Origin of the sequence: Segatella copri (genome assembly GCF_002224675.1) — a bacterium.
Classification (GTDB): Bacteria; Bacteroidota; Bacteroidia; order Bacteroidales; family Bacteroidaceae; genus Prevotella; species Prevotella copri_U.
Genome location: NZ_NMPZ01000011.1, coordinates 90,845 through 104,859, shown reverse-complemented (window position 1 = coordinate 104,859; position 14,015 = coordinate 90,845). Strand labels below are relative to the sequence as shown.

12 protein-coding genes and 1 tRNA gene are annotated in these 14,015 nt (G+C 49.1%); 5 read left to right on the top strand and 8 right to left on the bottom strand.

Features of this window, described 5'->3' with window-relative positions:
• Positions 1 to 35: 35 nt before the first annotated feature.
• Entirely contained in the window at positions 36 to 1,886 is a 1,851-nt protein-coding gene (gene mrdA / locus CFT61_RS08690) for a penicillin-binding protein 2 (protein ID WP_089544049.1), read from the top strand.
• A 75-nt stretch (positions 1,887 to 1,961) separates the two neighbouring features.
• A complete protein-coding gene (gene rodA, locus CFT61_RS08685) occupies positions 1,962 to 3,434 on the top strand; it encodes a rod shape-determining protein RodA (protein ID WP_089544048.1) in 1,473 nt (490 codons plus the stop codon).
• A 37-nt stretch (positions 3,435 to 3,471) separates the two neighbouring features.
• Here the strand turns inward: rodA and CFT61_RS08680 are convergent, their stop codons facing one another.
• From CFT61_RS08680 to CFT61_RS08665, 4 genes are all read right to left on the bottom strand, one after another.
• Positions 3,472 to 3,954 (bottom strand): gliding motility lipoprotein GldH, encoded by a 483-nt coding sequence (locus CFT61_RS08680; protein ID WP_089544047.1) that lies wholly within the window; start codon positions 3,952 to 3,954, stop codon positions 3,472 to 3,474.
• Between the two features lie 2 nt (positions 3,955 to 3,956).
• Complete coding sequence (gene ricT, locus CFT61_RS08675; protein WP_089544046.1) at positions 3,957 to 5,312, bottom strand: regulatory iron-sulfur-containing complex subunit RicT; 1,356 nt, start codon at positions 5,310 to 5,312, stop codon at positions 3,957 to 3,959.
• 62 nt (positions 5,313 to 5,374) lie between these two features.
• Complete coding sequence (locus tag CFT61_RS08670; RefSeq protein ID WP_089544045.1) at positions 5,375 to 6,487, bottom strand: ATP-binding protein; 1,113 nt, start codon at positions 6,485 to 6,487, stop codon at positions 5,375 to 5,377.
• 13 nt (positions 6,488 to 6,500) lie between these two features.
• The gene (locus CFT61_RS08665; RefSeq protein WP_089544044.1) at positions 6,501 to 7,457 is read right to left on the bottom strand and encodes a methylenetetrahydrofolate reductase; all 957 of its coding nucleotides are present in this window, start codon (positions 7,455 to 7,457) and stop codon (positions 6,501 to 6,503) included.
• A gap of 140 nt (positions 7,458 to 7,597) precedes the next feature.
• On the opposite strand from CFT61_RS08665, the gene xylE reads away from it, so the two are divergent.
• The gene (xylE, locus tag CFT61_RS08660) at positions 7,598 to 9,058 is read left to right on the top strand and encodes a D-xylose transporter XylE (protein ID WP_089544043.1); all 1,461 of its coding nucleotides are present in this window, start codon (positions 7,598 to 7,600) and stop codon (positions 9,056 to 9,058) included.
• Between the two features lie 171 nt (positions 9,059 to 9,229).
• Here xylE and CFT61_RS08655 read toward each other — a convergent pair whose 3' ends face one another.
• The 4 genes from CFT61_RS08655 to CFT61_RS08635 all read right to left on the bottom strand — a co-directional run bounded on the left by CFT61_RS08655 (position 9,230) and on the right by CFT61_RS08635 (position 12,298).
• Positions 9,230 to 9,886 carry a DUF4840 domain-containing protein gene (locus tag CFT61_RS08655; protein ID WP_089544042.1) on the bottom strand — a complete coding sequence of 219 codons (657 nt, stop codon included), beginning with the start codon at positions 9,884 to 9,886 and terminating at the stop codon, positions 9,230 to 9,232.
• Positions 9,887 to 10,394: 508 nt separating this feature from the next.
• Positions 10,395 to 10,467: transfer RNA gene (locus CFT61_RS08645), tRNA-Lys, on the bottom strand.
• A gap of 77 nt (positions 10,468 to 10,544) precedes the next feature.
• Complete coding sequence (locus CFT61_RS08640; RefSeq protein ID WP_089544040.1) at positions 10,545 to 11,684, bottom strand: AI-2E family transporter; 1,140 nt, start codon at positions 11,682 to 11,684, stop codon at positions 10,545 to 10,547.
• Between the two features lie 32 nt (positions 11,685 to 11,716).
• Positions 11,717 to 12,298, bottom strand: a complete 582-nt coding sequence (locus CFT61_RS08635) for a thymidine kinase (RefSeq protein WP_089544039.1) — start codon at positions 12,296 to 12,298, stop codon at positions 11,717 to 11,719.
• A 95-nt stretch (positions 12,299 to 12,393) separates the two neighbouring features.
• Here CFT61_RS08635 and rsmI point away from each other — a divergent pair, with 95 nt between their 5' ends.
• Both rsmI and CFT61_RS08625 read left to right on the top strand, forming a co-directional pair.
• Positions 12,394 to 13,125: a 16S rRNA (cytidine(1402)-2'-O)-methyltransferase gene (gene rsmI / locus CFT61_RS08630; protein WP_089544038.1), complete on the top strand. Its 732-nt coding sequence runs from the start codon at positions 12,394 to 12,396 to the stop codon at positions 13,123 to 13,125.
• A 41-nt stretch (positions 13,126 to 13,166) separates the two neighbouring features.
• Positions 13,167 to 14,015 carry a hypothetical protein gene (locus tag CFT61_RS08625; protein ID WP_089544037.1) on the top strand — a complete coding sequence of 283 codons (849 nt, stop codon included), beginning with the start codon at positions 13,167 to 13,169 and terminating at the stop codon, positions 14,013 to 14,015.

Here is a 14,015-nt window from a genome sequence, read left to right as displayed (position 1 = left end):
AAGATCAAACAAAAAATTTCAGCTATATATATAATATGGTGGATTACAATCTTGATAAGCGTAAGTATGTGATTGGTGGTGTGGCTATAGCAATTGTAGTCATATACGCCATTCGTCTCTTTACGCTTCAGATTATGAGTGAGGATTATAAGAAGAATGCCGATTCCAATGCCTTCCTGAAGCAGATTGAGTTCCCTTCGCGTGGCGCTATCTACGACAGAAACGGCAAGCTGATGGTGTATAATTCGCCTTCCTATGATATCATGGTGGTGATGAAGGAGCAGGAGGGACGTCTGGATACGATGGACTTCTGCAACTCCCTGGGCATTACCAAGGAGGCTTTCGAGAAGCGAATGGAGACCATCAAGGACAGAAACAAGAATCCCGGATACTCGCGATATACCCAGCAGCTCTTCATGAGTCAGCTTTCTGACAAGGACTTCAGCGTCTTCCAGGAGAAGATGTTCCGGTTCCCCGGTTTCTATGTGCAGAAGCGAAGCGTGAGAGAATATGTCTATCCATACGCTGCCCATGTACTGGGAGATGTGGGTGAGGTTTCGCCAAGCGATATAGAGGAGGATGACTACTATCAGCCGGGTGACTATATCGGTAAGCTGGGACTGGAGAAGCATTACGAGAAGGAGCTCCGAGGTACCAAGGGCGTGAAGATTATGCTTCGCGATGCCCGCGGAAGAATACAGGGAAGCTATCAGAACGGAAAACTCGACCAGCGGCCTGTTGCCGGTAAGGACCTGACGCTGGGTATCGATGTCAACCTTCAGGCTCTGGGCGAAAGACTGCTGCAGGGCAAGATTGGAAGTATCGTTGCCATTGACCCAAGAGACGGATCGGTGCTGGCGATGGTTTCATCTCCTTCCTATGATCCGCGCCGACTGGTGGGCAAGAATAGGGGAAAGATGCACAAGTGGCTCTCGCAGAACCCTTGGAAACCGCTCTTGAACCGTAGTATCATGGGACAGTATCCTCCGGGTTCTACCTTCAAGACCTCCCAGGCGCTGACTTATCTTACCGAGGGAATCATCACTCCGGGCACAGCCTTCCCATGTAATCATGGTTTCTCTTACAAAGGTCTGCATGTGGGATGTCATGGCCACCCGTCGCCTATTGCGCTGGTAGATGCCATCAGTACTTCCTGCAACGGTTACTTCTGCTGGGGACTTTATTATATGATAGGCAACAAGAAGAAGTATGGTTCGGTGCAGGAGGCGATGACTGTATGGAAAGACTATATGGTGAGTATGGGATTCGGCTATAAGCTGGGTATCGATTTGCCGGGCGAGAAGAGAGGTCTGATTCCTAATGCACAGTTCTATGACAAGGCCTACAAGGGCTCCTGGAACGGATTGACCGTCATCAGTATCTCTATCGGACAGGGTGAGGTGAATCTCACTCCTCTGCAGATTGCCAATCTGGGTGCCACCATCGCCAACCGAGGCTATTACTATGTGCCTCACGTAGTGCGTAAGGTGCAGGGCGAACCGCTCGATACGCTTTATACCCGCCGTCATTACACCAAGGCTTCGAAGCGAGCCTATGACTATGTGGTGGCTGGTATGAGAAGTTCGGCACTGAAGGGTACCTGTAAGATGCTCTCCCGTTACGACTTCGAGGCTTGCGGCAAGACCGGTACGGCTCAGAACCGTGGTCACGACCACTCTGTTTTCATGGGCTTTGCTCCGATGAACAATCCGAGAATCGCCATCGCCGTGTATGTGGAGAATGGTGGATGGGGTGCCGACTACGGTGTGCCTATCGGAGGTTTGATGATGGAGCAGTATCTGAAAGGCAAGCTTTCTCCTGCTTCTGAAAGTCAGGCGGCACAGATGCAGGCACGAAGAATTGCCTACGGCTCTAGTAGCAGATAATATACTGAAGTTTCAAATCAAAACTGCAGTTTCTATCCTGAGACTGCAGTTCCAATTCATTGAATAATAAAGACAATGGCTCAATCAGATAATAAACAACCAGCTGGTATTCTCCGTTCGCTCGACTGGTGGACCATCGGCATCTATCTGGCATTGCTCTGCTTCGGCTGGATCAGTGTCTGCGGTGCCAGCTATACCTATGGCGACAACGATATCTTCAGTCTGGGTGCCCGTTCGGGTATGCAGATTATATGGATAGGTACCTCCATTGCGCTGGGCTTCGTCATCCTGATGATGGACGACCGTTTTTTCGATACCTTCGCCTACGTGATCTATGCCGTGCTGATATTGCTGCTTTTTGCCACGATATTCAATCCGCATAGCATCAAGGGTTCGCACTCCTGGCTGGTGCTGGGACCGCTGCGACTGCAGCCTGCCGAGTTCGGTAAGTTTGCTACGGCGCTGGCTGTGGCGAAGTTTATGTGCAGCTATGGATTCAATATCCACAAAATGAAGCATTTCATGGCGGCTATGGGCATCATCATTTTGCCTATGATATGTATCGTGGGACAGCGCGAGACGGGTTCGGCATTGGTATATTCCGCCTTCTTCCTGATGCTTTACCGCGAGGGAATGCCGGGTGCCATCCTCTTTACCGGAGTCTCGATGGTGGTTTACTTTGTGGTGGGTATCAAGTACGAGAACGTGACGATGTGGGATACCTACACCTCGGTGGGAAAGTTCACGGTGCTGCTGCTGGTGCAGATCTTCACGGCAGGACTGGTGAACAGCTATACGGGCAACAGGAAGCATGCTCTCATCATCCTGTGCTACTCGGTGGGCATCACGCTCATCTTTGCACTCTTCTCCACCTACATCATTCCGTTTGACATCGTATGGGTGCAGCTGCTGCTCTGTGCGGTGATGATCGGATTCCTGGTGTATCACGGTCTGAGGACCCGCTTCCGCAACTATTTCCTGATTTCGATATTCGCAATGGGAAGTATTGCCTTCTTCTACAGTGCCGATTACGTGCTGAACAACGTGATGGAACCTCACCAGCGAGTGCGTATTAATGTGCTGCTGGGATTGGACGAAGACCTGGCGGGTGCCGGATATAATGTGCATCAGAGTGAGATAGCCATCGGTTCGGGTGGCTTGCAGGGAAAGGGATTCCTGAACGGAACCCAGACCAAGCTGAAGTTCGTGCCTGAGCAGGATACCGACTTCATCTTCTGTACGGTAGGAGAGGAGGAAGGATTCCTGGGTTCGGCAGGCGTGCTGCTGCTCTTCCTGATGTTGATATTGAGATTGATACATTTGGCGGAGCGACAACCTTTCAAGTTCGGACGAATATACGGCTATTGTGTGCTTTCGGTATTCCTGTTTCACCTATTTATTAATGTGGGAATGGTGCTGGGACTGACGCCGGTAATCGGTATTCCGCTTCCATTCTTCAGTTATGGAGGTAGTTCGCTCTGGGGCTTTACCATCCTGCTTTTCATCTTCCTGCGTATTGATGCCGGAAGAAACCTGGTAAGAAGCTAGATTTTACAGCATAAAAAAATGACCAGTGAGATACGTCTCATTGGTCATTTTTCGTTATTTTCACTCCGATGTCGCTTACACCCGGAAGAATTTCTCGCTTCATATCATGGCGGATGGCGATATGGATGGAATCGCCTCTGTTTATCTTATAGATATTGATAGGGAAGTTGTACTGATAGTAGCTGATGCCCTGTCCCTTGTTCTCGCCATGCTGGTTGATGAGCTGGCAGAGTAGGGTATCAGTCTTCTCGATACGCTTGCCCTTGTTGGCAGGGTAGATGGTCTGGTTCACGATGAGTGTCAATGCCGTAAACGGATAGGCACCCGTGGTTCTCAGACCCAGGCTCTGCCGGTAATAGCCGGTGGCAGCCATCGGAGGGATTTCGAACGATAGGGTATCGTTCTTCTCCCATCCTGCAATCGGCGTGTGGGCATATTCATCATATACCTTGGCATGATTGCAAGCGCTGAAGGCTATGGTTGCCACCAGTATGAAAACGAAATGAATCAGTCTTTTCATTTTTACTTCTTGTCCTCCTGTGGCTTGTTATTCTCGCCCTGCTGCGGCTTGTTGTTGTTTGCCTGCTGAGGCTTGTTATTATTGCCTTGCTGAGGCTTATTGTTATTGCCCTGTTGAGGTCTGTTTCCCTGCTGGCGAGGTCCCTTGTTTCTATTATCCCTATTGCGGTTATTGCCGTTTGGCTGACGGTTATCTCCCTTCTCTGAACGGTTGCCGTTTGGCTGGCGGTTCTCGTTTCTTTCCGGGCGGTTCGCATTGCGGTTCTTGTTCTTCTTCTTTTTCTTCGCCTTGTCGAATCGGCTGAGATCAGACTCATTGAGCAGGTCTATGCTCTTGGAAGTTTCCTTCATCTTGCCATTCTCCATCAGGCTGAGCGGTTTCTCGCCCTGTTTATTCATCTCGATGATTTCCTTGACACGTTCTGCTGTGATGGTCTCCAGGTTGGAAGCCATGTTCTTGTCAGAAGAGTAGGTGATGAGTCCGGCAAGGATATCTACCTTGAACTGATGGAACTCGCCGTCGGCAGTCTGAAGCACGGCATCCTTAGGTGGCATCTTTCGGCTTGCCTCTACATAGTTATCTACCTCGTAGTTGAGGCAGCACTTCAGTTTGGCGCACATGCCAGCCAACTTCTGAGGGTTGAGCGAGATGTCCTGGTAGCGTGCAGCATTGGTGCTCACACTTACGAAGTTCTTCATCCAGGTAGCGCAGCAGAGCTCTCTGCCGCAAGGACCGGTACCGCCGATACGGCCAGCCTCCTGACGTGCACCAATCTGCTTCATCTCGATACGGACATGGAAGGTATCGGCAAGTACCTTGATGAGCTGGCGGAAATCTACACGCTCATCAGCGATATAGTAGAAGATGGCCTTGTTGCCATCGCCCTGATACTCCACGTCGCCGATTTTCATCTTCAGGCCCAGGTCCTTGGCTATCTGACGGCTCTGGATCATGGTGTCGTGTTCGCGGCTCTTGGCTTCCTTTGCCTTGTCGAGGTCCACCTGCTTGGCAAGTCGGTAGATGCGCTTGATGTCATCCTGCGACTTGAGGTTTGCCTTCTTGATCTGCAGTTTTACCAGTCGGCCGGTTAATGTTACTACACCCACGTCGTGACCCGGGTTAGCCTCTACAGCCACGATGTCGCCCTTCTTGAGGTCGAGGTTGTTAACATTGTGATAATATCCCTTTCGGGTATTTTTAAATTGCACTTCCACCAGGTCGGTGCTCTCAGCGTTTCCTGGCACGTCGGCTAGCCAGTCGTATGTGTTGAGCTGTCGGTCCTGACGACCCACAGCCTTGCAGCATAGACCTCTATCACAGCCATTCCACATTTTGAATTTCATATTTTTATAATCCACGATGTATTCTATTTATTATTTATTGATTAATATATATTGCCCTTTCGGGGGATGTATTTCCTTTATTTTCTGATGAGCAGAACGATATTCTTCAGCGCCAGGTCGAAGAACACGATTTTCGGGTTGGCATTCTGGGCGATGAATCGCTTGCTTTCCTCGAAGAGATTGGAGATGTCGATGATATTCGCCTCGTTGATGAATCGGGCGAAGTTCCTGGCGAAATTCTCCTCCTCCTGTGTCATGTAACTGAGTTCCGGCTGGCGGAAATTATACATGAAACTCTCGCGCAGCATGTGCATGAAGTAATCGAGCATTCGCTTCTGCTTCTCTCTGCCGAAGGTGGCAACCACCTCGCTCCACTTCTTCAAATCGTGGATGTTGCGCATATAGGAGAGGCGCATCAGCATGATGAACATATCCAGATGCTGGCGGTTTTCATTGCCAGAGTCCAGCTCCTCCAGCGCATGGTTCCAGTTGCCGTTGGCGATTCGGGCAATGCGGTGGGCTGATTCTGCATCCAGCGCTCTTCGTTCTATGAGCGCTTTCTCCACCTCGGAAGTTTCAATCTTCTTCATGTCGATACGCTGTGCGCGGCTTCTGATGGTTTCGAGCAGGAGTTCCGGTTGTTCGCTTACCAGGAGGAAGAGTGTCTGATGAGGCGGCTCTTCCAGCAGTTTCAATATCTTGTTGGCACTCGTGAGGTTCATACGCTCCGGCAACCATATCAGACTGATCTTGTATCCGCCCTGACTCGACATCATACTCAGTTCTCTCGAAAGATTGTCGGTCTCATCGGCGGTGATGATTGCCTGCTTGTTGAAGTCGGCATCAGTCTTTCCCATGCGCTGCATCCAGTCGCTGATCAGCACATACGGACCTTCCTGGAGGAGCATCTCACGCCATTCTTTCATAAAGTCGAGACTTACGGGCGTATGGTCGCCGCTCATCTCGGATGTCTTGATGGTAGGGAAGGTGAAGTGCAGGTCGGGATGCTCCCATTTTCTCAGCATCGGGGAATCGCCCAGCAGATAGCTGGCAAAAGCCAGCGCCACTGCCAGTTTTCCACAACCTTGTGGACCGCAGAACATCAGTGCATGAGGCACACGATTCTCCTGAACCATCTCCATCAGACGGTTCCATATATCTTGCTGACCTATCACTTCACTATTTAACATTGAACTTTGAACTTTAAAATAAAATTTTAGCTATCTGTTTCACGCTATCTACCGCCGAAACGGTGAAGAAATGGATATGATTGTATCCGTGATCGAAGAGATCTTTCACCTGGGCAGTCGTCCACTCGATACCGAGTGCCTTGGCATCTTCATCGCTCTTGCACTTCAAAACCTCCTGCGCCAGAGCTTCCGGGATGTCGCAATGGAAGGTCTTTGGTACCATGGTGAGCTGACTCAGCTTGGCGAATGGCTTCAGCGCCGGAACGATAGGGATGGTGATGCCCATCTGGCGAGCCTTCTCAACGAAAGCATAGAATTTCTCGTTGTCGTAGAAGAGCTGGGTGATGGCATAGTCAGCGCCCAACTGCTGCTTCTCCAGGAGATGCTGCATATCCATCTCCAGATTGGGAGCCTCTTCGTGCTTCTCCGGATAGCAGGCTACGCCACAGCAGAATTTATCACCCGGATGCTTGATCGGGGTGCCGTCGAAGAAGAAACCGTCGTTAAACTGGTTTACTTGTTTCAGCAGGTCGGTGGCATTGGAATGACCGTTTTCTGTTGGAGTAAACTGTCGGTCTTCCTTCGCCTTGTCGCCTCTCAGCACAAGGATATTGCTGATGCCCAGAAACTGGAGATCGAGCAATTCGTATTCGATGTCTTCCTTCGTGGCACCGCTACAGATGACGTGAGGGATGACAGGGATGTCGTACTTGTTCTGGATTGCGCCTGCGATGGCAACGGTGCCAGGGCGGCGACGCACACGCTGACGAGTGAGGAGACCGTTTTCCAGTTCCTTGTAAACATACTCGCTGTGGTGTGTGGTAATGTTGATAAACCGTGGGTCGAAGTCTTTGAGGCTGTCGATGGTGCGGAAGAGAGCCGCAGTGCCATTACCCTTGAGAGGTGGCAAAACCTCGAAAGAGAAGCCTCTTTTGTCGCCCTTCTGATGTAAGAATTCTGCGATGTTCATATTACGTAATATCTATGTGCTCTTATTTTGGTTGCAAATTTACAAAAAAAATAGGGGAAATGTGCAGATTATGCGTATTATTTTAAAATAAACAGATAAAAATATAAAAATAAACAAATAAAAAAATAACCTATAGTAAAATGGAACAACAACAAACGGGCTCTAAGGCCTATCTTTTCTCGATTGTGATGGTCGCCGTATTGGGTGGCTTGCTTTTCGGTTACGATACCGCAGTGATATCAGGTGCCGAGAAGGGTTTGCAGGCATTCTTCAAGGGTGCCGGTGATTTCGAATACACCGATGTGATGCACGGATTCACTTCTTCCAGTGCGCTGATCGGCTGTATCATCGGTAGTTCGCTTTCCGGTCTTTTCGCCAGCAGACTGGGTCGCAAGCGCTCGCTCATCTTTGCGGGTGTCTGCTTCTTCCTCTCAGCCTGGGGATCCATGGAACCGGAATCTTATCTCCTGCCTCAGGGACATGCCGACTGGACGTTGCTGGTGGTATTCAACTTCTATCGTGTGCTGGGTGGTATCGGTGTAGGTATGGCTTCTGCCATCTGTCCGATGTATATCGGCGAAATCGCTCCGAGCAATATGCGCGGTATGCTGGTGAGCTGCAATCAGTTTGCCATCATCTTCGGTCAGCTGGTGGTTTACTTCGTCAATTTCATCATTATGGGTTCCCATGCCAATCCTATCTATGATGCTGCGGGTGCTATCGCCAATATGGTGGATGCGCAGTGGACCATCGAGACGGGTTGGAGATATATGTTTGGTAGCGAGATGGTTCCGGCAGGACTGTTCACCTTCCTGATCTGCTTCGTACCAGAGACTCCTCGTTATCTCGTGATGATCGGACAGGATGAGAAGGCATACGGCGTGCTTGCCAAGATCAATGGTTCTGAGAAGGCACGTGAGATTATCCACGATATCAAGAATACGGTGACCGTGAAGACCGAGAAGCTCTTCTCCTATGGCTTTATGTGTATCTTTGTGGGCGTGATGCTTTCTGTATTCCAGCAGGCAGTGGGTATCAATGCGGTGCTCTATTATGCGCCTCGTATCTTCCAGGATATGGGAATGGGTAATCCGATGGTTCAGACCGTCATCATGGGTATTGTGAATATCTCGTTTACGCTGGTAGCCGTCTTTACGGTAGAGAAGCTGGGTCGCAAGCCATTGCTTATCTTTGGTTCCATCGGCATGGCAGCAGGAGCCTTGGGCGTAGCCTTGACCTTTGGAAATGAAGCCTTGAGTACGGTTACCATGCTGAGTATCATGGTATATAGTGCCAGCTTTATGTTCTCCTGGGGACCTATTGCCTGGGTGCTTATTGCCGAGCTTTTCCCGAATACCATCCGTGGTGCGGCTGTGGCGATTGCCGTAGCTTTCCAGTGGATATTCAACTTCATCGTCAGCTCTACCTTTGTACCGATGTTCAATATGCACCTGACTCCGGGCGATGATTTCGGTCATTGGTTTACCTATGGTCTGTATGGTGCCATCTGTATCGTTGCAGCCATCTTCGTATGGAAGCTGGTACCTGAAACCAAGGGCAAGAGCTTGGAGGATATGAGCAAGCTCTGGAAGAAAGATTAGGATACTGAAATATAGAATAAAAAAGTAAGGCGCGATAGCAGGATAGCTATCGCGCCTTTTTATGTAGTTTTCACGCTGAGTGATAAATTCAGACCATATATTTGTAAGTTGTTTGTATTTAAAAGAGTATTAACTTTATTTCTTGAATTTGAATTCTCTAGCCCTCTCTTTTTACTTCTTCCATGCGTTGCGGAAGAGGAAACCTACTGTGGTGTTAGCAGAGTTGGTTGAGTTCTGGATGAAGTTGGTCTGGTAGCCATCCACCCAGATCTGATAGAGCGCGAACTGGAAGCCCAGCTGTCTTGGCTCCTTGAGTGAGCAGTAGCCGTAATACATCTGGCTAGGGATGAAATAGAGCACTACCTTGTGGCTCTTGTTGTCTGTGCCATAAGTCAGATTCAGATTGATTGCTTCAGGACAAGCAATGAAGTAAGCTACTTCAGAAGTACTGTTTGGCATTACATTATACTTGCACTTGATGGTTCTTGGAACCTCCTTGGCGATGGCAGCAGCCAAATCCTTGTTGGAGATGTGCTCAGCGAGTGCAGCTACTGGGAAGCTATATATGGTTATGGTGCTGTCGCCGTACATGCTGATGCTGCATGCTGATGGAACAGAGTCAACCTGATTTTTTACGTTGGCATCATTCTTTTTTTCGTAGAGGATGGTCATGTTGTTGTATGAACCTGCTGCCATAGCATACTGGAAGCTCTTCTGCTGCTCAAGAGTCAGGATGTTCATACCGCTGTCACCGTCAGTATTACAAGAGGTGAATGACATAGCTGCAAAGAGTACAGCCAGGATTGAGAATAATGTAATTTTCTTCATTGTCTTATGAAATTTTATTTTGTCTTTTGTTATTGTTATTTTTGTCTTATGAAATTTTATTTTATTCTAATTTTTTGTTTCTATGTGGGAATCTTTCCGGCACCTTTTGGTATCCGAGGGCATTTTTGCCCTACATTCCATTATGTAAAACGCAGAAAAGCAAGAATCTTGCATCTGTTTTTAGTTAATGAGAGTTAAAAGATTTCTTCTCCTGCAGTTTCTAAAGCTTTTGCCCTTTCAGGGCGCAGGCTTGCTTACTGTTTATCCCAGGGTGTTGCCCTGGGCTAGGAGCTTTTGCCCCTTCAGGGCGCAAGTTTGCTCCACTTGGTCTGCTGGAGTTAGCAAGTTTGCTCCACACGCCCTGAAAGGGCAGAAGCTCACAGCCCAGGGCATCGCCCTGGGTAGTTTCGTATGTAGGACTGTCGCCCTGAAAGGGCAAAAGCTTTCAATTTCCGAACCATATACGAAAAAAGGACTTCCCTTAGTGGAAAGTCCTTTTCTGAGACTGTGACTCGCATGGGGCTCGAACCCATGACCCCAACATTAAAAGTGTTGTGCTCTACCAGCTGAGCTAGCGAGTCAATCTCTAACTTTATGTTCAAAAGCGAGTGCAAAGGTACGACTATTTTTTGAAATCACCAAATATTTAGTCGTTTTTTTATTGTTTTTCTTCTATTTTACCCGTTTCAGTGGCAGTTTCCGGTGGTTCCTGCCCTAATTTCTCTTCATATTGCGGCTTTTCTCTCGTTACATACCGCTGCCAATAAGCTATGAGAAGGGTGGTGAGCGGAAGGGCAACAATCAGCCCCAGGAAGCCCAGCAGAGCACCCCATATCGAAAGACTCAGGAGCAGGATGGCTGGGTTCAGGCCCATCGCCTTGCCCATAATCTTCGGCGTAACCACCATATCCGTAATCACCTGCACCACGCAGAATACCAATACCGCCAGTCCGAAGACTACCCAGAAGTTCTGTCCCGTATCTGCCGCCTTGAGCATTGCCAGGAATGCCGTAGGAATGAGGGCAAAGGTATGAAGATACGGCACCAGGTCCATGATGCCGATCAGAATGCCCAGACCTATCGCCATCGGAAAGCCGATGATGGTGAAGCCGATGCAGAACATGATGCCCATGCAGAGCGCCACCATTCCCTGGCCTCGGATATAGTTGTTGAGCTCGCGCTCTACATCCTTCATCAGTGCCGACCAGAACGGACGGTTCTTCTTCGGGAAGATGCGCACCCAGTTGGCTGTCAGGGTTTCGTAATCGAGCAGGATGAAGAACATATATAATAAGGTAATCATGGATGCCACGATACTCATCAGCACGGTTGCCGTCTGGCTCACTACCGAGAAAACCTTCGGCATCGTAGTCTTCAGGGCATCGCTGAAGTCCTTGCTCTTCAAGAATCGTTCTATGGTGGTCTGGTTGTCCTGCAGCCACTCCTTGATCAGCATCGTGAGATTGTTGGTATGGGTGGTTTGATGAACCCATCGGGTCAACACTTCTCCCAGTTTGTCAAACTGGTCGATCATCGGTGGGATGATGAGCCAGATGACACCCCCCACGATGGCAATCGCAGCTCCCATTGCCAGAAGAATGGAGATGGCACGAACCTTGACATGGAGTTTATTCTCGATGAACTTCACGACGGGATAGAGCAGGTATGCGAAAAACCATGCTATAAAGAAAGGAAGCAGTACCTCACTCAGATAGTTGGTGATGTAGAGTACTGCAATGACGAGGGTAACGATACCAGCCCATCTGATGAACTTGTCGAATGTAATCTCCTTACTCATTTACCTTGAACTTTGAATTTTGATACTTTCATCTATTTCTCCTGGCTGATGGCTTTCTGGTAGCAGTCTCTGCAGAGCGGCTCGTATTCATCCTGCTCACCCAGGAGCACGCGCTTGTCGTTAGCCACCAGTCGATGGCTGACGTATGCCAGTGCACCGCACTTCACGCAGATGGCGTGCACCTTGGTCACCTCGTCGGCGATGGCACAGAGTGCAGGAATCGGACCGAAGGGAACACCCTTGAAATCCATATCCAGCCCCGCCACGATGACGCGTACGCCGCGGTTGGCGAGTTCGTTGCAGACCTCCACCAATCCATTGTCCAGAAACTGAGCCTCGTCGATACCGACCACGTCGATATCCGAAGCCAATAGCAATATCGATCCGGAAGATTCAATAGGAGTAGATCGGATAGAATTCTGGTCATGGCTCACTACATTGTCTTCGGAGTAGCGCGTATCTATCGCCGGCTTGAAGATTTCCACCTTCTGTCTGGCGAAGCTGGCACGCTTCATTCTTCGGATCAGTTCCTCGGTTTTTCCGGAGAACATCGATCCGCACACCACTTCAATTCTTCCGGGACGGTGTGCCTCCCCATTCAGTATTTCAGTCATTTCGGGGACAAAATTACTAATAAGGTTTTAAAAAATGCAAAGATACGCAGTTTTTTTTGCTATGAAAGATTAATTAACTACATTTGTACCCACTTATGGGCATATTATATATCGTACCGACTCCAGTAGGCAATATGGAGGACATGACAATGCGAGCCATCCGGGTCTTGAAAGAGGCAGATATGGTGCTCGCTGAGGACACTCGAACATCGAGCGTCCTGCTTAAGCATTTCGATATTAAAAATCGATTAGTGGCGCATCATAAGTTTAATGAGCATGGCACATCGGCTGGCATCGTAGAGCGATTGAAGGCTGGTGAGACCATCGCCTTGATCAGTGATGCAGGAACCCCAGGCATCAGCGACCCTGGTTTCTATCTGGCTCGTGAGGCTGCGAAAGCAGGCATCACCGTGCAGACCCTTCCGGGACCTACGGCTTGTATCCCAGCCATCGTGTCGTCCGGATTACCTTGCGACAGATTCTGCTTCGAGGGATTCATCCCGCAGAAGAAGGGCAGACAAACCTATCTGGAATCACTCAAGGATGAGGTGCGCACCATGATCTTCTACGAGTCACCCTATAGAGTGGTGAAGACCTTGCAGCAGTTTGCCGAGGTTTTTGGAGAAGACAGACAGGTGAGCTGCTGCCGTGAAATCTCGAAGCTGCACGAGGAAAGTGTGCGTGGAAGCCTTGCCGAGGTAATCGCCCACTTCCTGGAGACGGAACCGCGCGGCGAGTTCGTCATCGTGCTGGCGGGTAAGGATCCCAAGCAGCTGAAGGAGGAATTGAAGGAAAAGCGACGCGAAGAGCGTAAGAATAATAAATAAATAAAGTATTAATCATAAAATTAACAAAAAGGAGAAGGATTATGAAAAAGCTATTAATGATGGCGTGCCTCGCAGCCTTTGTTTTAACAGGATGTAACGACGGCAAGAACAATGCCGCTAACAATGCGGCTCAATCAGATTCGCTCAACAGCATCATTGCGCAGAAGGATAGCGAACTGAATGATATGCTGGGTACTCTGAATGAGATTGAGGATGGTCTCAACCAGATCAATGAGGCTGAGAACCGCGTGGTGCTCTTGAAGAATGGCGAGGGTGCCACCAAGAGACAGAAACTCAAGGAGGATGTGCAGTTCATCGCTACTCGCATGAAGCAGAACAAGGAGCTCCTCGCCAAGTTGCAGAAGCAGTTGGCTAACAGCTCTATCCAGGGCGACCAGCTCAAGAAGACCATCGAGAACCTGCAGAAGCAGCTGGTTGAGAAGGAGAAGCAGCTCCAGGCACTCCGTGAGGAGTTGGATAGCAAGGATATCCACATTGCAGCTCTTGATGAGACTATCAACAACTTGAACACCAAGACCAGCAACCTTACCAAGGAAAGCAGTAAGAAGACTGAGGTGATCAATGCTCAGGATAAGCAGCTCAACACTGCATGGTATGTATTCGGTACCAAGAAGGAGCTGAAGAACCAGCACATCATGGAGAATGGCAAGGTTATGACCGGTAACTTCAACAAGAGCTACTTTACAAAGGTAGATATCCGTGAGGTTTCTGAGATCAAGCTCTATTCTAAGTCAGCCAAGTTGCTCACTACTCATCCTTCAAGCTCTTATACTCTGGTTCGTGATGCCAACAAGCAATATACTCTCCGCATCACCAACTCTCAGATTTTCTGGAGCACCAGCAAGTACCTGGTTGTTCTCGTGAAGTAA